Origin of the sequence: Blautia sp. HCP3S3_D9, from assembly GCF_052063845.1 — a bacterium.
Classification (GTDB): Bacteria; Bacillota; Clostridia; order Lachnospirales; family Lachnospiraceae; genus Blautia_A.
In genome coordinates, this window is the sequence record NZ_JBQHWS010000072.1 from 1 (window position 1) to 18,635 (window position 18,635).

Genomic DNA, 18,635 nt, shown 5'->3' on the forward strand with positions numbered 1-18,635 from the left:
TATTGACGCAGGATGATTTTCTCATATGCAAGGCGGAGGAATGAGGCGTAGCGGTGGCTACGGCGATTGACGACAACGCGGCAGATGAAAAATCAGACAAGTCAATATGGCTGTTACTTAATATTCGATGTACTAGTGAACAGTTACAATACAAAACGCATTACAGGAGGTTATTATGAAAAGAAAAAGCAACTATTCCATACGCAGCGCCATTCTTATGATGATTGCTGCCTTTTTTCTGCTGTTCACCTGCAGTGTTTCTACTATCTATGCGTCCACACTTCAGAAACCAGACATCGCAGCAGCCGGAAAATTTGTAAAAGACAGTGATTACTGGATCTATCGTTATGATGACAAAACAATCGCCAAAAATGTATTCCTGAAAATTGACAAAAAAACTTATTATTTTAACAAACTTGGTCATCGATGGTGCAGCTGGCATACGATCAATGGAAAAAATTATTATTTCGGAACCAGATCACAGGGATATCTGATCAAAAACTCTCTTATTAAATACAAAGGAAGCTATTATTACGTCGGCAAGGACGGTGCTATGATCACCGGATGGTTCACAGATAATGCCGGCAGGAAATATTATTTCGGCAAAGATGGAAAAGCAGTTACCGGCAAACATAAGATAAGTGGTACTTATTACTATTTCAATCAGAACGGCACTGTTACACATACCGGATTGAATTATAATCTTTCTTCTGACTGTGCATTATTGATGAATGCAGATACCGGCAAGATTGTTTATGCAAAAAATGAAAACGTTGCACATGCCAACGCCAGCACAACCAAGATCATGACCTGTATCCTTGCACTTGAGAACAGCAAACTGACTGATAAAGTAAAGTTCTCTTCTTATGCAGCATCCATTGAACCAAGTAAACTTTATGCAAATGCCGGTGAAGTATTCTACATGAGAGATATGCTTTATTCGCTGATGCTTCCTTCTCATAATGATACTGCTGTAGCAATTGCAGAGCATATCAGTGGTTCTACTTCCAAATTTGTCAAATTGATGAATCAGAAGGCTGCACAGATTGGATGTACCAATACCCATTTTGCAACGCCAAATGGTCTTGATGCCGGATATAACCATTACACAACTGCTTCCGATCTGGCAAAAATCGCTCAGTATGCGATCAAAAAGCCAATGTTCAGAAAACTGGTCGGTACCAGCTATTATTCATTCTCCAATCTTAATACAGGCCGCAGTTATTATGTTGGAACCACTAATGCCCTCCTTGGAAACGTACCTGGAGTTCAGGGCATGAAAACAGGTTATACCAATAAAGCAGGTTATTGTTTCGTAGGTTTATCTACTTCCGCTAAGGGAAATACTTATATTTCTGTTGTTCTGGGTGCAGATTCATCCTCTGCACGCTGGCAGGATTCCCGTACCCTGCTGACCTACGCATATAATCATTAATTATAAATCAAATGTAACTATTCTGCAGTCTACTATTTTGCGAGGTGTTTTGGCATAAAAATACCAAAATCCCGAGACATACAAGTTAAAATCCTATCGCCGCAGGCGATTTTCAATGGATTTTGACTCTATTCCTGTCATAGTAAAAGGGAAGTGTATCGGTAAATCCACCGAAGACACTTCCCTTTTTATATACATCTGATTTTTTGTTTTTATTATTATTTAGCGCTGATAACGTCGCTCATGTCATATCTTCCTGCCGGTTTGCCAGCAAGGAATTTAGCAGCCTCGATCGCACCTTTTCCAAATACAGCTTTAGAATAAGCAGTATGCTTAAATTCGATTACTTCATCCGGACCCGCGAAAATCACTTCGTGTTCTCCGACAATTGTACCACCGCGCACTGCAGAAATACCGATTTCTTTATCATCACGCATTTCACGTCTCTGGCTGCGGTCATAAGTATAATGATACTGATTATCCATCGCTTCATTGATACTGTCTGCCAGTGCCAGTGCTGTTCCGCTCGGAGCATCCAGTTTCAATCTGTGATGTTTCTCAACAACTTCAATATCAAATCCCGCTGTTGCCAGAACCTTTGCAGCGTCCTGAAGCAGTTTCATTAATGTGTTGATTCCGAGAGACATATTTGCAGATTTCAGTACTGCAACATTCTTGGCAGTCTCTTCAACCTTTGCAAGCTGCTCTTCACTTAAACCTGTTGTACATAATACAACCGGAAGTTTACGCTTCTCGCAGTAAGCAAGAAGTGCGTCTGTTGCTTTTGCAGAAGAGAAATCGATAAGGGCATCTGCCTCTACCTGACATTCTTCCATATTTGTATATACAGGGTAGCTGTTCTTTCCCTGATCTGTAACATCAATACCTGCTACGATCTCAGCATCCGAATCCTTCTCAACCAGTCCGGAAATTACCTGACCCATATGACCGTTGCAGCCATGCATAATAATCTTTACCATTTGTATTTTCCTCTCAATTCCAGCTACATCAATATTGTTTACATTTCAGACCGGATCACTGCGTTCTCAGCAGCTATTCAGTCACATGAAACCATATCTGTTTTTATGCAAGTTTGATTCCAAAGTTCTTCAGTTCTGCAGCAAGTTTCTCTTTGTTTGCTTCTTCCATCTCGGATAATGGCATACGAAGAGGTCCTACTTCCTGTCCCATCAGGTTCAGGGCTGTTTTAACCGGAATCGGGTTTACTTCACTGAACAGTGCATGGATCAGCGGGATTGCTTTTAACTGGATCTCTGCTGCGCCCTTTGTATCTCCCTCTAAGAACTTCATAACCATATCATGAGTTTCCTTAGGAGCAACATTGGAAAGTACGGAAATTACACCAAGTCCGCCAAGTGAAAGGATCGGGAGTACCTGGTCGTCATTTCCAGAATACAGTTCGATCGCACCGTCTGCCATGGCCATCATAGTTGCAATCTGGGAAAGATCTCCGCTTGCTGCTTTGATACCAACGATGTTTTTAACGTTCTTAGCCAGAGCTACCGCTGTTGCAGGCTGGATATTACATCCTGTACGGCTTGGAACATTGTACATAATGATCGGTGTTTCCGGAACTGCTTCTGCGATTGCTGTATAATGAGCGATCAGACCCTTCTGAGTTGCTTTGTTATAATATGGAGTTACTACCAGAAGTGCATCTGCACCGTAGGAAGCAGCTTCTTTTGACATCATGATCGCAGTCTCTGTACAGTTGGAACCTGTACCTGCAATGACCGGAACACGTTTATTTACTTTGTCGATCGCAAACTTAATTGTCTTAAGATGCTCTCCGTGTGTCATTGTAGATGATTCTCCTGTTGTTCCGCAAATGATGATCGCATCTGTACTGTTTGCAATCTGATACTCCAGGAGTTCCTCCAGTTTATCATAGTTAACCTTACCGTCTTCATACATAGGGGTTACGATCGCAACACCTGCACCTTTAAAAATTGCCATTTGCTCTCCTCCTTTATTCTTCTGTAGTTTCTTCTATATAGGATACCGTTTCTTTCGTAAAACGTCCCCTATAAGTTCTCTGTTGTCAGTGTAGTTATGCTGTCTGCATATTTACGCAGGCTGTCAGGTAACGTCCGTCCTGTAAGCAGGATGTGCATACTCTCATCTTTCATGCTCAGAATCTCTCCGATAGCCTCTGCTGTAGTGATCCCGTAATCCGGAAGTGCAAGGATTTCGTCAAGAAGCAGGAAATCACATTCCTGAGTTGCAATAACTTTTCGTGCAAAATTTAAAGCATTAAGAATGTTTGTCTTCTCTTCTGCTTTCTCCTGCTCGTTCAGTTCCTCGTAACACTCATCATGCTTTTCAAAACGAAATATCTTAATATCCAGATTATCCAGATCCTCCAGGAAATCCAGCTCTCTGCGCTCTCTTCCTTTCAGAAACTGAATAATAATGACGCTTTTACCCTGGGTGGAAGCTCTCAGACACTGACCAATTGCCAATGTTGTCTTGCCTTTTCCTCCACCGCAGTAAACCTCTGTAAATTCTTTTTCCATAACAAACAATTCCTCTTATCGCTGTTGAAATTGTACCTTCTTTATAGACATAATAAACAGTATCCTGTTCGTTACTGTTCACTGGTAATATCCCGCGAGATGTTTTTTGTAAGCGAAGGTCACCTACAGAACCTGCCACTGGCAGCTTCTTACGGATGCATGGCAACAGAAAACCCGAGACATACAGCGCGAAGCGTGTTGCTGAGAACGTAGTGAACAGTAACTCCTGTTTTTATCTGAATACGCTTATATTACCGCAGTTTATGAAGAATTGCAAGTAATTAATAGTGAACAGCAGTTACTGTTTGCGTGCCGCTATTCCATATATTCCAGCTTACTTACAGAGACTTCATACGCAATCCTTTTCTCTGTTTCATTCTCGCCGATACGTTTCATATATTCTCTGCTCTGGATACGGCCCCAGATCAGGACATGGCCTCCTACCTCAAAAGCGGATGCATAGCGGGCATTTCTGCCCCAGCAGATGCATGGTATGTAGTCTGATTTTCCATATGGACGGTTGACTGCCAGAAGCACATCCGCGATTTCTCTTCCCAGAGGAGTTTTACGATATACCGGCGGTTTACAGATAAATCCGTCAAGGAAGATCTGATTTACCGGGACAGTCTCATCCTCTTCTTCCACGAATTTCAGCTCTCTGGTAAATACGGAAAGTACGAGACGGTTATGTTTCTCTTCATGCCGGTTGTAGGAACGGAACTGGCCATGGATCTCTACATATTCTCCGATATAGTCCTGTGTCACATCCACCAGTCGTTCTGAGACCATCACCGGGATCCTGTCTTCCGAATCGCTGAGTCTCTTGACCAGCAGTTCCGTCATATAGAAGCCTTCTCCAAAGACCTGATGACTGAATGTGAATCCTGCTGCAATTTTTCCCATCATAGATACCTGATTGTTTTCAATAATTTTATCTGCCATAATGTGGTTCTCCTTCCTCGTAGAGCACCTGCGCCCGGAAAATGTCGTCAGACGGACCGTGAATATCCTCTGCTGCTTTCCATTTTCGGCATATGCTCCAGTTACCTTGTATTGTTCTTTATATAGTTATGTACAGGCTTTCCCGTTTAGAACCAGAATTTATAAAAATAAAAAAATTTATTTCAACACCTTGTAATCTGGCGAAAATGTGGTAAACTGGAAATTCGGGTAACTAATCAAAGAAAAATCACATATAATAGGAAGAATAAATCCATCTGCGTAATTCCATAAACTGCTTTATGGTGAAATATCCCGGGATTTTGACATATGTCACCGGATAATAACAGGCGAGCAGTAGTGAATAATCCGCAGGTAACTGTAAATAATATTCAAACTTAAAGAGGAAAGGAAAATCATTTTATGAGAACAAAACGTGAAGACGTCCGTAACGTAGCCATCATCGCACACGTTGACCACGGTAAAACAACTCTGGTTGACCAGCTTCTGAAACAGAGCGGTGTATTCCGTGAGAACCAGGAGGTTCAGGAACGTGTCATGGACTCCAATGACATCGAACGTGAGCGTGGTATCACTATTTTATCCAAGAATACAGCTATTCATTACAAAGATACAAAGATCAACATCATCGACACACCAGGACATGCTGATTTCGGTGGCGAAGTAGAACGTGTACTTAAGATGGTAGACGGAGTTATTCTTCTCGTTGATGCTTTCGAAGGTGCTATGCCTCAGACTAAGTTCGTTCTTAAGAAAGCACTGGAACTTGATCTTCATGTTATCGTATGTATCAACAAGATCGACCGTCCGGAAGCTCGTCCTGACGAGGTTGTAGATGAAGTTCTGGAACTTCTTATGGATCTTGGTGCTTCTGATGAGCAGCTTGACTGTCCGTTCCTGTATGCTTCCGCAAAAGCAGGACATGCTGTAATCGACTTAAACGATACTCCTAAGGATATGGCTCCGCTGTTTGACGCAATCCTGAAATATATCCCGGCTCCTGAGGGAGATCCGGATGCAGATACTCAGGTTCTGATCAGTACAATTGACTACAACGAATATGTTGGACGTATCGGTGTAGGTAAAGTTGAGAATGGTAAAATTGCTGTTAATCAGGAACTGACTCTGTTAAACCATCATGATCTGGACAAACGTAAGAAAGTTAAGATCAGCAAGCTTTATGAGTTTGACGGTCTGAATAAAGTTGAAGTAAAGGAAGCTACTATTGGTTCCATCGTTGCTATTTCCGGTATCGCAGATATCCACATCGGTGATACTCTTTGCGGTGGAGAGAACCCGGAAGCAATTCCTTTCCAGAAGATTTCCGAGCCTACTATTGCCATGAACTTCATCGTAAATGACAGTCCACTGGCAGGCCAGGAAGGTAAATACATCACATCCCGTCATCTTCGTGACCGTCTCTACCGCGAGCTGAACACTGATGTCAGCCTTCGTGTAGAAGATACTGAAACAACAGAAGCCTTTAAGGTTTCCGGACGTGGAGAACTTCATCTGTCTGTCCTGATCGAAAACATGAGACGTGAAGGTTATGAATTCGCAGTAAGTAAACCGGAAGTTCTGTACAAAACAGACGAGCGCGGAAAGAAACTTGAGCCAATGGAAATCGCTTATGTAGATGTTCCGGAAGAATTTTCCGGTACTGTGATCCAGAAACTGAGCGAACGTAAGGGTGAGCTGCAGGGTATGAGTACTGCCAGTGACGGTACTGTCCGTCTGGAATTCCACATTCCTTCCCGTGGACTGATTGGATTCCGCGGTGAGTTCCTTACTTCCACCAAGGGTACCGGTATCATCAATACTATGTTTGACGGATATGCTCCTTATAAAGGAGATTTCCAGTACAGAAAACAGGGATCTCTGATCGCTTTCGAAGCTGGTGAGGCTGTTACTTATGGTCTGTTTTCAGCTCAGGAGCGTGGTACTTTATTTGTAGGACCTGGAGCAAAGGTTTACAGCGGTATGGTCATCGGACAGAATGGTAAAGCCGAAGATATCGAGCTGAACGTATGCAAGACAAAGCATCTGACCAACACACGTTCTTCTTCTGCTGATGATGCACTGAAATTAACTCCACCAAGAGTTCTCAGCCTGGAACAGGCAATCGATTTCATCGACCAGGATGAACTCCTTGAGGTTACACCGGAGTCTCTCCGTATCCGTAAGAGACTTCTGGATTCCAGAGAACGTAAGAGAGCAGCCTTCAGAAAAGCCTGAAGCAAATAGAAACTTAAGAAAAATTAAGCCCCGCAGATTTTGCGGGGCTTAGTTTTTCTTAATCTCCTGCAAATACATGGAAAAACATAAATCCTTCTACAAATTATATTGTTATATTTTCACGAAATTTCAAGTTAGTATTTGTTAACTTTTTCATATGTTTTGTAATTGACAAATGATTAACAAAGGCATATAATAGCATTATCGAGATTGTTAATTTATTAACGTTATTTTTTTACTTTCTCTCAGTTGCCAACAGAAAATATATTGTTAAATTTTTTCTCATATATTCTGACAATTGATATTTTATTCACATTATTTGCGTGATTATGCACAATTTTCACCATAATATTTCGTTATGCTCATATTAATGTTACTGTTGACCGAATAATCAGTTTATTTGTATAATAAAACCATAACAGGTCACGGTAAATACTTTTAACGAAAACACAAACAGGAGGATTCCAAAATGGCAAAAAAAGAGAACACTATCCCAACCATCATCGACACCCCTGAAGCCCTTACTGCAAAGATTGCAGCCATGAAAGAGGCACAGAAGATTTTCGCAACATTTACCCAGGAGCAGGTAGATAAGATTTTTAAAGCTGCCGCTACTGCTGCTGACAAAGCTCGTATCCCGCTTGCTAAAGATGCAGTTGAAGAAACCGGAATGGGTATTGTAGAAGATAAAGTTATTAAGAATCATTACGCAGCTGAATATGTATACAACGCATATAAGAATACAAAGACCTGCGGTGTGATTGAAGAAGATACCGCTTATGGAATTAAGAAAATTGCTGAACCGATCGGTCTGATTGCTGCAGTTATCCCTACAACCAACCCAACATCTACCGCAATCTTCAAAACTCTGCTTGCACTGAAAACACGTAATGCGATCATTATCAGTCCACATCCTCGTGCAAAGAAATGTACCATTGACGCAGCTAAAGTTGTTCTGGAAGCTGCTGTAGAAGCTGGTGCACCGGAGGGAATCATTGGATGGATCGATGTTCCGAGTCTTGATCTGACAAACCAGGTTATGCGTGAAGCTGATATCATCCTTGCAACTGGTGGTCCTGGAATGGTTAAGGCTGCTTATTCTTCCGGAAAACCTGCATTAGGTGTTGGACCTGGAAATACTCCTGTTATCATTGATGACAGCGCAGACATCCGTCTGGCAGTTAACTCCATTATCCATTCCAAGACATTTGACAATGGTATGATCTGTGCTTCCGAGCAGTCCGTAACTGTTCTCGAGAGCGTTTACAAGAAAGTAAAAGAAGAATTCCTTTACAGAGGATGCTACTTCCTGAAACCAGATGAATTAGAGAAAGTAAGAAAAACTATCCTTATCAACGGTGCATTAAATGCCAAGATCGTAGGTCAGAAAGCAGCTACTATCGCTGAAATGGCTGGCATTGCAGTTCCTCCTGAAACCAAGATTCTGATCGGTGAAGTTGAATCTGTAGATATCAGCGAAGAATTTGCACATGAGAAACTTTCCCCTGTACTTGCCATGTACAAGGCTAAAACTTTTGATGAAGCAATCGCCAAGGCTGAACAGCTTGTAGCTGACGGCGGTTATGGACATACATCCGCTCTCTACATCGACACAAGAGAGAAAGAAAAGATGGAAAAACATGCAGCAGCTATGAAGACCTGCCGTATCCTCATCAATACACCATCTTCTCAGGGCGGTATCGGCGACCTTTACAACTTCAAACTTGTTCCGTCCCTGACTCTGGGCTGCGGTTCCTGGGGTGGCAACTCCGTATCTGAGAACGTAGGTGTAAAACATCTTATCAACATCAAGACTGTTGCTGAAAGGAGAGAAAATATGCTCTGGATTAGAACACCGGAAAAAGTTTATTTCAAAAAAGGCTGCCTGCCGGTTGCTCTGGATGAGCTTGGCACTGTTATGCACAAGAAACGCTGCTTCATCGTAACAGACTCTTTCCTTTATAAGAATGGATATACTAAGAAGATCGAAGATAAATTAGACCAGATGGGAATCGTACATACCTGCTTCTATGATGTAGAGCCAGATCCATCTCTCGCCTCTGCAAGAGCCGGTGCTGCTGCAATGAGAATGTTCGAGCCTGACTGTATTATCGCAATGGGCGGTGGTTCCGCAATGGATGCCGGCAAGATCATGTGGGTTCTTTATGAAAATCCGGACGCCAACTTTGATGATATGGCTATGGACTTTATGGATATCCGTAAGAGAATCTTCACATTCCCACATATGGGTAAGAAAGCTTACTTCGTAGCCGTTCCAACCTCTTCCGGTACAGGTTCCGAGGTAACACCGTTTGCTATCATTACTGATAAGACTACAGGTATCAAATGGCCTCTGGCAGATTATGAATTAATGCCTGACATGGCTATTGTTGATACAGATAATATGATGAGCGCACCTAAGGGACTGACATGCGCTTCCGGTATCGACGTTATGACTCATGCACTTGAAGCCTATGCTTCCATGATGGCATCTGATTATACAGATGGTCTTGCATTAAATGCGATCAAACTGGTATTTAACTACCTGCCACGTGCATACAAAGATGGTTCTGATGTAGAAGCAAGACAGCATATGGCAAATGCTTCCTGCATGGCTGGTATGGCTTTTGCAAATGCATTCCTTGGCGTAAACCACTCTCTTGCTCATAAGCTGGGTGCTTTCCATCATATTCCACATGGTATTGCAAATGCTCTGGTTCTGCTTCATGTTCTGCGCTATAATGCGGCCGAAGTTCCTGCTAAGATGGGTACCTTCCCACAGTATCAGTATCCGCACACACTTGCACGTTACGCTGAGATTGGCCGTTCTGTAGGTCTGACAGGCAAGAACGACAGAGAAGTATTTGAGAAGCTTCTCCAGAAACTGCAGGAACTGATGGATACTATCGAGATCAAACATACGATCAAAGAATACGGCGTAGACGAGAAGTACTTCCTTGAAACTCTGGACGAAATGACCGAACAGGCATTCAACGACCAGTGTACCGGTGCCAACCCGAGATATCCATTAATGTCTGAGCTGAAAGAAATCTATCTGAAAGCTTACTATGGAGAGGGAAATGTTCCTGAATCCAGGAAAGCCAAAGAGAAAAAAGAAACGAAATAAGATTTGCTGAAAATAAACCTTTTCCTTTAAAAATATAGTGTTTAAACCAACAAAATGGGGCTGTCAAAAAACGACAGCCCCTTATTATGTTATTTATTATGTTATTTATTATGTTATTTCTTATATTATTTCTTACTGCGATATGCTTCTGCTTCCCAATGTGTGATAAAGTATGTAATATCATCTGTCATGTGAAGCGGGCCTCCAAAGCTTTCTGCATATACTGCAAGCTTGATGGCATCTTTTACAAGAAGCTGTGCTTTTGCAGCTTTTCCCTTATCATCTTCCATGATAAAGGCACCAACTCCCTGTACCAGGATCAGTCTTGGCTCTTTGTCATTCTCTGCCATAAATGCATCCAGCGCTGCTTTTGACTGATCAATATTTTCTACAAATAACGGATATGGTCCGCAGTATACAATGTGATCCGGTGTAAACGGCTTCAGAAGAGGTGCAGCCGCTGCTTTATCTTTTACAAAATTATCAGCTTCTACTGCAGGTACAACTTCTACCACATGTCCCAGTAACCGGGAAAGTTTCTCTGCTGCCTGCTCTTTTTCAGGTGTAACAGCATCGCTGACATCCGCAGTTCTCTCTGTTAGTCAAGACTTTATTATTTTTCCAGGTTTCTCCTGATTATTCTGCCAAGTCTGTCTAGGTCCTCATTGTCAGGATGAGATAATGCCCTGTCAAAGTTCTGGATCAGTTCATCCAGATTCGGTGCATGATCCGGCTTCTCTTTCATCTTTACGTATCTGTCCCTGACTGACTGGGGCATTTTCCCCTGACACATAAATTCCCCGATCACTGTATTACTCTCATCCACAGATTCCTTAACTTTCCCAAGAACCTGCTGAAAATAAGCTTCACTGCCTCCGAAGCCTGCTGTTCCAAACAGAAAAATTTTCTTGTTTTTCAGACTCTTTAACAGTTCAAGTGTTACAGGATCTGCATTCCCTATATCTGTCCAGAATCCAATGTATAATATGTCGGATGAGAGAGCCTTTTCCCCTTCTGTTACAAAATAGTCACAATTTTCCTCAGACAGTACCTCCCTGATTTTATCTGCAAGCTTCTTTGTATTTCCTGTTTTACTGCTATACAGGATTGAGTATCTTTGTGTTTCCATGCTGTTTTACTCCTTTTGTTTATGCACTCTCGGAGTCTTCCTTGTATTTGCTTTTGTAAAAAAATTCCGAAAATACATTTTTTGTCTGCATTATTTATATTGCTTATTCCTTCCAACTGATACATAAGCACATTCATTCTACCGTAACCGAATTTGGTAAAACATTTTAAAAATCTTCCTCTGATTCATTTACAGTTCCATCCCGGAACATTTTCAGCAGCTCTTCCAGACTTTCTCTCAGCTTCTCATTCTTATTATACTGAACCAGTACCACCGTAACAATGGCAGACAGAATTATGCATCTGCGGATCAGTTTTCGGATGCGGATACATCTCTTCACATCTTTTCTTCCCTTTTCATAGAGCTTCTCTGCCATCCTGTCAGCTCTGGCATCTTTACAGGCAATATAATCGTCAATCACCTGCTTATCCTCCTCACAGATATCCAGATTCTCATACTGACTCCTTAGCTCCTCGAGTTCTACATTATTCTGTCTGATCACTGTATCTTTGCGGTTAAGTCTCTCTGCTACACTCCGACTCATTCTCTCTGTTCGTTTACTCATGATAAAAACTCCTTTCGTTTATTTTTTATTATCTCTTAATTTTAAACTTTTCTCAGCCTTTTCTCAATAAAATATTGAAAACAAAAAGCACCTGCTTTAACAGATGCTTTTTCTCGCTGAATTTAACCGCCTGACTTTATAAGTACTGGCTGAACTCAACCTTCTCTTTATTCGGTCCCTCAATTGTAAAGAACTTTACCCCGTTTTCCCAGAAGGGAAGAAAATGAACAATATCGTTGGTTGGAATTCCAATATGCTGAATTCCATTAAACTGTTCTTTTAAATTCATTTTCCTCCTGAAAGTCAGTTATAATATCCATCTGATGAAAATCATCCAACATATTTATGTATTGTTGCTCTTACAGCACCAGGTCCTGCGATCATTTCACGGAACATATCCTCAACCTTCTCTCCCACACCGTCTTTGTAAAGGTCAGTGAAAAACAGACGCTCATTGGAAAGAATTGATTTTAACTGATCTTTGAATGTTTCAGGTTTGCCTACAATAATATCCTTAAACTGTTCCTGCAATTCCTCATTCATTGGATCCGGTGCAAGTTCAAATTTATTTCCTTCATCATCTACACCAAGCATATATCTGAGCCATCCAGCAATTCCCAGAGGAATAGCTGTCAGTCTGGAAGCATCTCCGAATTTCTTTACATATGCTTTGATTGTTTCGCCGAAACGGATGCCAACCATCTGAGATACATCTACTGCCAGACGAAGGTTTGTGTCTCCCAGATATTCATTTGGAAAACGATCGTTAAAAAGCTCATCAACAAATGCCTGAGGAGAAAGGATTCCAGGGTCAGCAACTACCGGAAGACCTTCATCATAAGCAATCATACGTGCCATTTTCATCATATCTTCATTTGTATTAAGCATATGCGCAAACAGATCATATCCAAGAACTACTCCCAGCGGACCTGTAGCAGAATGAACCGGATTCAGACATACTGTTACTTTCATACGTTCAGAAAGGTTAACTGTATTTCTGTCTGCCATATATACGCCGAAACCTTTTTCCAGAGCCGGACGTCCGTTAGGGAAGCTGTCCTCTATTACCAGATACTGCGGTTTCTCAGCATTGACAAATGGTGCAATATATGTCTTCTTCCCTGTGATCACCGGCTGCATGTTCTCAACACCCAGCTTTTCAAGATCTGCTGCAATCTGCTCGCTTGGACGAGGTGTGATCTTATCGATCATTGTCCATGGGAAAGCAACTACTTTCTCATCGCTTACATAGTTTACAAATTCCTCATCAACAAATCCTGCTTTCTTCCACTCTTCTGTCATTGTCAGTACTGACTCACGAAGCTTTGCACCGTTCTGTGAGCAGTTATCCATGGAAACCAGTGCGATGGGATATTTGCCGGCTTTATATCTTTCATAAAGCATTGCAACCAGAACTGCCATGGCACCAGCCGCTTTGTCCGGACCATTCTTGATATCTGCCTCTACAAACGGGAACCATGTTCCGTCAGCTTTCTGTAATGCATAACCTTTCTCTGTAATTGTAAAGGAAACCATCTGCAGGGACTTGCTTGTGAAGATTTCTTTCAGGCGTTTCCACTGTGCTGCATTAGAAGACTGTGCCTTCACTGCTTCTGCAAAAGCTCCGACTACTTTATACTCACGGGTTCCATCCCCATGCAGAATCACGCTTAATCCAAGATTTTCATATGGATCATAAATCTTGTCTGCTACATCATAATCAAAAGCTTCCACACAGGTAATCCCTCGATCCAGAACTCCCTCTTCCAGAAGACCATCTGCAATTCCGCCGATAAATACGCGGAAAATATTTCCGATACCAAAGTGAACCCATACCGGATTCTCCTTTGCTTTCTCAGATGCAGCCTCTACATCATAACCCGGAAGAGCGATCCCCACCTTTTTCCATGCTTCCTGTTCCTTGATTCCATTGATTGATAATTTCATGTTATATCCTCCTTGTTAGTCTTATTGCGATACTTATTGTTTGTTGTTATGTTTTTTACTTACGTTTATATATTAACTGTAAGTTGAGCATATATCTTTTCATTTAAAAAATCCATTGACAGAAATTCTAATTTTCAAATAACATTTTTGTTTATTTTTACTATAGGTATTGACAAGTTCATTCTTCCAACAATCGCACTGGATGTTTTTATTGTTTTTTTTTCGTTGTATGCTACAATAAATCTGAAGCTTAACATTATCTTATAACATAATCAGGAGAATATTATGAGTGAAAAGGGATTGACCAACATTAGTCTCAAGAAAATAAATAAATCAAAGGTTTACCAGTACATTTACAGAAAAAAAACGACCTCCAAGCAGCAGATCGTTCAAGAACTGCAGATGGGTTTATCCACTGTCAGCCAGAATCTGAATCTTCTGGAGCAGGAAGGTCTTATTGAAAAAAATGGTTTCTTTGAATCCACTGGCGGAAGAAAGGCAAACGCCCTTCAGATTGTATCAGATTTTAAAATTTCCATTGGTATCGGTATTTTAAAAGGGATGTTTCATATTACTGCTGTAGATCTGTATGGAAATGCTTTCTATACAGACACCATTCCGCTTCCATATTCCAACACACCAGATTACTATAAACAGGTTACTGACGCAGTAAAGGAATTCATCTCATCGCGCCAGTATGACAATGACAAAGTTCTTGGCATCTCCATTGCTACACAGGGTATCACATCCCCGGATCATACCACTGTACTATATGGAGATATCATGAATAACACTGGCATGAAACTGGATGATTTTTCCAGATATCTTCCTTATCCCTGTTATCTGGAACATGATTCGAAATCAGCTGCGTTCCTTGAATTATGGAATCATCCGGAGCTTGACAGTGCTGTTATCATCCTGCTGAACCGAAATCTGGGCGGCGGCATCATTACCAATCATCAAATTCATCAGGGAATCTCTATGCACAGCGGAACTCTTGAACATATGTGCATTAATCCCGATGGTCCGCTTTGCTACTGCGGCAGCCGCGGCTGCCTGGAAACCTACTGCTCTGCCAATGCACTGGAACAGGCTGCAGGCATGCCTGCCAAAGAATTTTTCCCTCTTCTGCGCGAAAAAAAATCTCCCCAGATCATACATATCTGGAAAGATTTTTTAAACCATCTGGCATTTGCCATGAAGAATCTTAACCTTGTTATTGATGCACCGATCATCCTCAGCGGATATCTGGCACCTTATTTTACAGAGGAAGATATTGAATATCTGATAGAACATCTCCATACAGCCGCACCATTCATACTGGATAAAACACAGATTCTGGTCGGTACCAACGGACAATATACACCGGCAATCGGAGCGGCTCTGCATTATGTAGAGAAATTTATTCAGGCAGTTTAACCGAAACTGTGGAACCGTTATTCGCTTATGAGCAAACAGCACATCGGATATTTTATCCGCTTGACCTGAATCAGGTAAGTCCTCTGTACATTGCGCTCTGCAATTACAAAGGACTTACTATCTTGCACACTTTTTTGCGTACTTTCTTCTTCAATTATATAAATAAGAAAAATCACCCTACTGCTGGTAGAACTGACACTTTATGCTGACTGTAATCTTACTTTTCCTATTTTAAGTCATTCCGAATTGTTTCTTACATTGACCGTATATTTATTTTTCTTAATTTAGGTCAGCCTGAATGATTTCTTGCGTTGACCGCATACTTATTTTTCTTGATTTAGGTCAGCCAAAAGAGTTTCTCGCATTGACCGCATGCTTATTTTTCTTGATTTAAGTCATCCTAAATGGCTTTTTCCTTGATTGCTCTTCAAGATAAACTCAGTCTACTTCAATGTTGTCAGAATCCCCATTGCACTGTCGTAATCTTTCTCTCCGACCATGATTTCATACAATGTTTTATCTGTTCCAAAGTTCCCACCCATGCTGCGGACGATTCCCCTGCCCGGGGCTGTCATTTTTTCTTCGTGGTTGACTCTCTTTGTTTTGTATTTGATTTTCTCTGAATCTAAGGCTTTACAATACTGCTCATATTTATCTCGGGATGCACCGAGATAGACTGTTCTGCTGTCGAATAACATAATTGCTTCCTCCTTTTGGGTGTTATGTTTGCACAATTTCCTTCCTGCAATGGCTAATCCAGGCTACAGGAAGAATCTCCGCCTGAATAAATATATTTGATTTACAAAAATGACTCTGCCTGCTGCCTCTTCAGACATACACTCCCGAGCGCGTTTAAAAAATCGCTCACAGTCTATATGCCCAGTGACTGTAACAAAAAACAGCAGACATCCGTTTCCAGATCATCTGCTGTCATTATATCATATACATTTACTGCTTTGTAGTATAAAAGTATTATTCCACTTCTTCCGGTTCCATGCTTCGCATGTGTTCTTCGTTCTTCACGATCTCATACTTCTCGCGATAGTCATTGAAGTATGTATGATACTCAGTACTGTCAACCGGATAAATCTTGGAATCATGGATATGCATATCCGGATTCTCATCTGAACTCTTTAAGAGAGCTACCATTGCACTTGAACAATGTGCTGCGATACGGTTAAAGCTGTTCAGAATATCTGTATATACAGTTCCTTCTTCCAGTCCGCAGTCACCCTTGCTGAGACGCTCTACATGATGCATCTTCAGTTCATTGCACAGAGAAGTAATGACCATTCCCAGAGGCGCAACTCTCTGTGCCATTTCCTTGTCATCATTGAGGAATGCACGGCAGGTAAGATTGATTTCCTCACGAACTGCTTCCATTACTACATTCAGCTCATCCCAGGCTTCCTGTGAGAAATTGGTGTGATTATCATGCATTTCGCTGGACATATAGGCAATGTAGGATGCATGGTCACCGATTCTCTCGAAGTCATTGATGGTATGAAGATAAAGGGAAGCCTGCTTTGTCTGGGCACTGTTCATCTCATGCTTTGTCAGCTTCATCAGATAGTCACCAAGACGGCTCTCATATTTATCAATCAGGTTCTCTTTTCTCTGTACCTTGTCAAATTTATCCTGCTGATATTCGTTCAGAAGGTTCATTGCACGGTTAACATTCTTACGAAGCTTCTTTGCCATACCGCTCATGACACGGTGACACTGTCCGATTGCAAGTGCAGGATAGTTCAGAAGACGTTCTTCCAGAAGATCAAAGTCTGCTTCATCTTCCAGTTCCTCTGCACTGTCTTTTACAAGCCAACATACCAGCTGTTCAATCTTCGGTATGAACGGGAAAAGAACACATACTGTTGCTACACGGAATACTGTATTCAGTAAAGCAATTGCAATCGGTGACATGATCATATCCATAAATCCAAAATGTACGACAGCATTTACAGTATAGAAGATCACAGACCAGAGGATCAGACCAAACAGGTCATTGATCAGATAAACAAGTGCTGTACGTTTACCATTCTTATTCGCACCGATTGCTGAGATCAGAACCGGACATGCAGCACCTACACCGATACCAAGAACGATCGGGAATGCACTGGAGAATGTCAGGATACCTGTTACAGATAACGCCTGCAACACACCGACTGTTGCAGATGCACTCTGAAGCACTGCTGTAAATGCGATACCTACCAGAATACCAATCAGCGGATTGGAAAACATGGTCAGCATGTTTGTAAAGGTCGGGCTGTCTTTCAGCGGTGAAACAGCGCCACTCATTGTCTGCATACCTGTCATCAGGATTGCAAAACCAAGCATAATATTACCGATGTTTTTATGCACGGAACGCTTACATGCCATACGAAGGATAATACCGATGATTGCTACTACTGCTGAGATTGTTGCAGTGGATAAAATCTTGGCAATTCCATTCTTTCCTTCAATATAAGAAAGACAGAGAATCCATCCGGTAATACTGGTTCCGATATTAGCTCCCATGATAATACCGATTGCCTGTTTCAGTTTCATCATACCAGAGTTAACGAAACCGATAACCATTACGGTTGTCGCAGAAGAAGACTGAATTACACTGGTAACTGCAGTTCCAAGTGCAACTCCTTTCAGCGGTGTGTTTGTCATTCGATACAGGAAAGCTTCCAGCTTATTTCCGGCAACCATTTTCAGACCGTCGCCCATCAATGACATACCAAACAGGAATAACGCTACTCCGCTCAGTAATGACAATATCATTGAAAAAATTTCCATCATTTTCTCCTTTGTCGTCTGCCTGATTTTCCACCTCATCTCAGAAAATCGGCGCATAATGTAAGCAGGTTATTTTACCTGTTTCTAATCAGAATTTAACCTGCCTTTTACTTTTCCATTCTTATTATGTCACGTCCGGGAGATTATTACAATAATTGTTTTTCAAAAATTACATTTTTTCCATAGCGTTTAAAATGCTGTCTTTTTTTTCCTGGATTTTTTTGCAATTTTCATAAAATTTTCCGGCATGCTCCAAAACATATCGGAGCATGCCGGAACATACCATACAATAAATCGGACAGTAAAAAAATGTGACACTTATTCAATATCTGTCATTTCTGCATACAGTATATCAAACTTCTGCAGGATTTGGCACACTAGAGCGTGTCTGAAAAAGGCTTTCTGCAAGATGTGCGTCACAATTTGTGGGATATTTTGCCCGGATGAGGGCGCCGTAGCGGGCTACGGCAACTGAATTCAGGTGAAATATCCCACAAAGT

At 41.5% G+C, this 18,635-nt stretch carries 16 protein-coding genes and 1 pseudogene; 5 read left to right on the forward strand and 12 right to left on the reverse strand.

Annotated elements, in window-relative coordinates; translation table 11 throughout:
* Nucleotides 1-175: 175 nt before the first annotated feature.
* Nucleotides 176-1,435, forward strand: a complete 1,260-nt coding sequence (locus ACTNES_RS13185; RefSeq protein ID WP_291807767.1) for a D-alanyl-D-alanine carboxypeptidase — start codon at nt 176-178, stop codon at nt 1,433-1,435.
* Nucleotides 1,436-1,653: 218 nt separating this feature from the next.
* On the opposite strand, the gene dapB is transcribed toward ACTNES_RS13185, so the two are convergent.
* The 4 genes from dapB to ACTNES_RS13205 form a co-directional block, all read right to left on the reverse strand.
* Nucleotides 1,654-2,415, reverse strand: coding sequence for a 4-hydroxy-tetrahydrodipicolinate reductase (dapB, locus tag ACTNES_RS13190; RefSeq protein WP_291814506.1), 762 nt, complete (start codon nt 2,413-2,415; stop codon nt 1,654-1,656).
* A gap of 103 nt (nt 2,416-2,518) precedes the next feature.
* A complete protein-coding gene (gene dapA / locus ACTNES_RS13195; RefSeq protein ID WP_291807765.1) occupies nt 2,519-3,412 on the reverse strand; it encodes a 4-hydroxy-tetrahydrodipicolinate synthase in 894 nt (297 codons plus the stop codon).
* A 68-nt stretch (nt 3,413-3,480) separates the two neighbouring features.
* Nucleotides 3,481-3,972: a cob(I)yrinic acid a,c-diamide adenosyltransferase gene (locus ACTNES_RS13200; RefSeq protein ID WP_216459990.1), complete on the reverse strand. Its 492-nt coding sequence runs from the start codon at nt 3,970-3,972 to the stop codon at nt 3,481-3,483.
* A 315-nt stretch (nt 3,973-4,287) separates the two neighbouring features.
* The gene (locus ACTNES_RS13205) at nt 4,288-4,914 is read right to left on the reverse strand and encodes a single-stranded DNA-binding protein (RefSeq protein WP_216459989.1); all 627 of its coding nucleotides are present in this window, start codon (nt 4,912-4,914) and stop codon (nt 4,288-4,290) included.
* Between the two features lie 420 nt (nt 4,915-5,334).
* Here ACTNES_RS13205 and typA point away from each other — a divergent pair, with 420 nt between their 5' ends.
* Both typA and adhE read left to right on the forward strand, forming a co-directional pair.
* Nucleotides 5,335-7,167, forward strand: coding sequence for a translational GTPase TypA (gene typA, locus ACTNES_RS13210; RefSeq protein WP_291807764.1), 1,833 nt, complete (start codon nt 5,335-5,337; stop codon nt 7,165-7,167).
* A gap of 469 nt (nt 7,168-7,636) precedes the next feature.
* Entirely contained in the window at nt 7,637-10,294 is a 2,658-nt protein-coding gene (adhE, locus tag ACTNES_RS13215) for a bifunctional acetaldehyde-CoA/alcohol dehydrogenase (RefSeq protein WP_300335767.1), read from the forward strand.
* Nucleotides 10,295-10,419: 125 nt separating this feature from the next.
* Here adhE and ACTNES_RS13220 read toward each other — a convergent pair whose 3' ends face one another.
* The 5 genes and pseudogenes from ACTNES_RS13220 to ACTNES_RS13240 all read right to left on the reverse strand — a co-directional run bounded on the left by ACTNES_RS13220 (nt 10,420) and on the right by ACTNES_RS13240 (nt 13,935).
* Entirely contained in the window at nt 10,420-10,809 is a 390-nt protein-coding gene (locus ACTNES_RS13220) for a hypothetical protein (protein ID WP_320813536.1), read from the reverse strand.
* 98 nt (nt 10,810-10,907) lie between these two features.
* Nucleotides 10,908-11,423 carry a flavodoxin family protein BilS gene (bilS, locus tag ACTNES_RS13225; RefSeq protein ID WP_291807761.1) on the reverse strand — a complete coding sequence of 172 codons (516 nt, stop codon included), beginning with the start codon at nt 11,421-11,423 and terminating at the stop codon, nt 10,908-10,910.
* 166 nt (nt 11,424-11,589) lie between these two features.
* Nucleotides 11,590-11,988 carry a hypothetical protein gene (locus tag ACTNES_RS13230; protein ID WP_291807760.1) on the reverse strand — a complete coding sequence of 133 codons (399 nt, stop codon included), beginning with the start codon at nt 11,986-11,988 and terminating at the stop codon, nt 11,590-11,592.
* Between the two features lie 136 nt (nt 11,989-12,124).
* Nucleotides 12,125-12,223: pseudogene (locus tag ACTNES_RS13235) on the reverse strand (VOC family protein); the annotation flags it as partial.
* Between the two features lie 95 nt (nt 12,224-12,318).
* The gene (locus tag ACTNES_RS13240) at nt 12,319-13,935 is read right to left on the reverse strand and encodes a mannitol dehydrogenase family protein (RefSeq protein WP_291807758.1); all 1,617 of its coding nucleotides are present in this window, start codon (nt 13,933-13,935) and stop codon (nt 12,319-12,321) included.
* A 285-nt stretch (nt 13,936-14,220) separates the two neighbouring features.
* On the opposite strand from ACTNES_RS13240, the gene ACTNES_RS13245 reads away from it, so the two are divergent.
* A complete protein-coding gene (locus tag ACTNES_RS13245; protein WP_441039607.1) occupies nt 14,221-15,354 on the forward strand; it encodes an ROK family protein in 1,134 nt (377 codons plus the stop codon).
* A gap of 443 nt (nt 15,355-15,797) precedes the next feature.
* Here the strand turns inward: ACTNES_RS13245 and ACTNES_RS13250 are convergent, their stop codons facing one another.
* From ACTNES_RS13250 to ACTNES_RS13260, 3 genes are all read right to left on the reverse strand, one after another.
* Nucleotides 15,798-16,052: a hypothetical protein gene (locus tag ACTNES_RS13250; RefSeq protein ID WP_291807756.1), complete on the reverse strand. Its 255-nt coding sequence runs from the start codon at nt 16,050-16,052 to the stop codon at nt 15,798-15,800.
* A 274-nt stretch (nt 16,053-16,326) separates the two neighbouring features.
* Nucleotides 16,327-18,135, reverse strand: a complete 1,809-nt coding sequence (locus ACTNES_RS13255; protein WP_291807755.1) for a Na/Pi cotransporter family protein — start codon at nt 18,133-18,135, stop codon at nt 16,327-16,329.
* Between the two features lie 352 nt (nt 18,136-18,487).
* Nucleotides 18,488-18,580, reverse strand: coding sequence for a DUF6783 domain-containing protein (locus ACTNES_RS13260; protein WP_441039609.1), 93 nt, complete (start codon nt 18,578-18,580; stop codon nt 18,488-18,490).
* Here ACTNES_RS13260 and ACTNES_RS13265 point away from each other — a divergent pair.
* The gene (locus ACTNES_RS13265; protein ID WP_319792444.1) at nt 18,557-18,610 is read left to right on the forward strand and encodes a DUF6783 domain-containing protein; all 54 of its coding nucleotides are present in this window, start codon (nt 18,557-18,559) and stop codon (nt 18,608-18,610) included. The two genes, ACTNES_RS13260 and ACTNES_RS13265, sit on opposite strands and share 24 nt — an antisense overlap.
* Nucleotides 18,611-18,635 lie beyond the last annotated feature (25 nt).

Excerpts from the sequence above, each read along its gene's own strand:
- ACTNES_RS13185 (WP_291807767.1), top strand. The coding sequence starts at position 176 with ATGAAAAGAAAAAGCAACTATTCCATACGCAGCGCCATTCTTATGATG.
- dapB (WP_291814506.1), bottom strand. The coding sequence starts at position 2,415 with ATGGTAAAGATTATTATGCATGGCTGCAACGGTCATATGGGTCAGGTA.
- dapA (WP_291807765.1), bottom strand. The coding sequence starts at position 3,412 with ATGGCAATTTTTAAAGGTGCAGGTGTTGCGATCGTAACCCCTATGTAT.
- ACTNES_RS13200 (WP_216459990.1), bottom strand. The coding sequence starts at position 3,972 with ATGGAAAAAGAATTTACAGAGGTTTACTGCGGTGGAGGAAAAGGCAAG.
- ACTNES_RS13205 (WP_216459989.1), bottom strand. The coding sequence starts at position 4,914 with ATGGCAGATAAAATTATTGAAAACAATCAGGTATCTATGATGGGAAAA.
- typA (WP_291807764.1), top strand. The coding sequence starts at position 5,335 with ATGAGAACAAAACGTGAAGACGTCCGTAACGTAGCCATCATCGCACAC.
- adhE (WP_300335767.1), top strand. The coding sequence starts at position 7,637 with ATGGCAAAAAAAGAGAACACTATCCCAACCATCATCGACACCCCTGAA.
- bilS (WP_291807761.1), bottom strand. The coding sequence starts at position 11,423 with ATGGAAACACAAAGATACTCAATCCTGTATAGCAGTAAAACAGGAAAT.
- ACTNES_RS13230 (WP_291807760.1), bottom strand. The coding sequence starts at position 11,988 with ATGAGTAAACGAACAGAGAGAATGAGTCGGAGTGTAGCAGAGAGACTT.
- ACTNES_RS13240 (WP_291807758.1), bottom strand. The coding sequence starts at position 13,935 with ATGAAATTATCAATCAATGGAATCAAGGAACAGGAAGCATGGAAAAAG.
- ACTNES_RS13245 (WP_441039607.1), top strand. The coding sequence starts at position 14,221 with ATGAGTGAAAAGGGATTGACCAACATTAGTCTCAAGAAAATAAATAAA.
- ACTNES_RS13250 (WP_291807756.1), bottom strand. The coding sequence starts at position 16,052 with ATGTTATTCGACAGCAGAACAGTCTATCTCGGTGCATCCCGAGATAAA.
- ACTNES_RS13255 (WP_291807755.1), bottom strand. The coding sequence starts at position 18,135 with ATGGAAATTTTTTCAATGATATTGTCATTACTGAGCGGAGTAGCGTTA.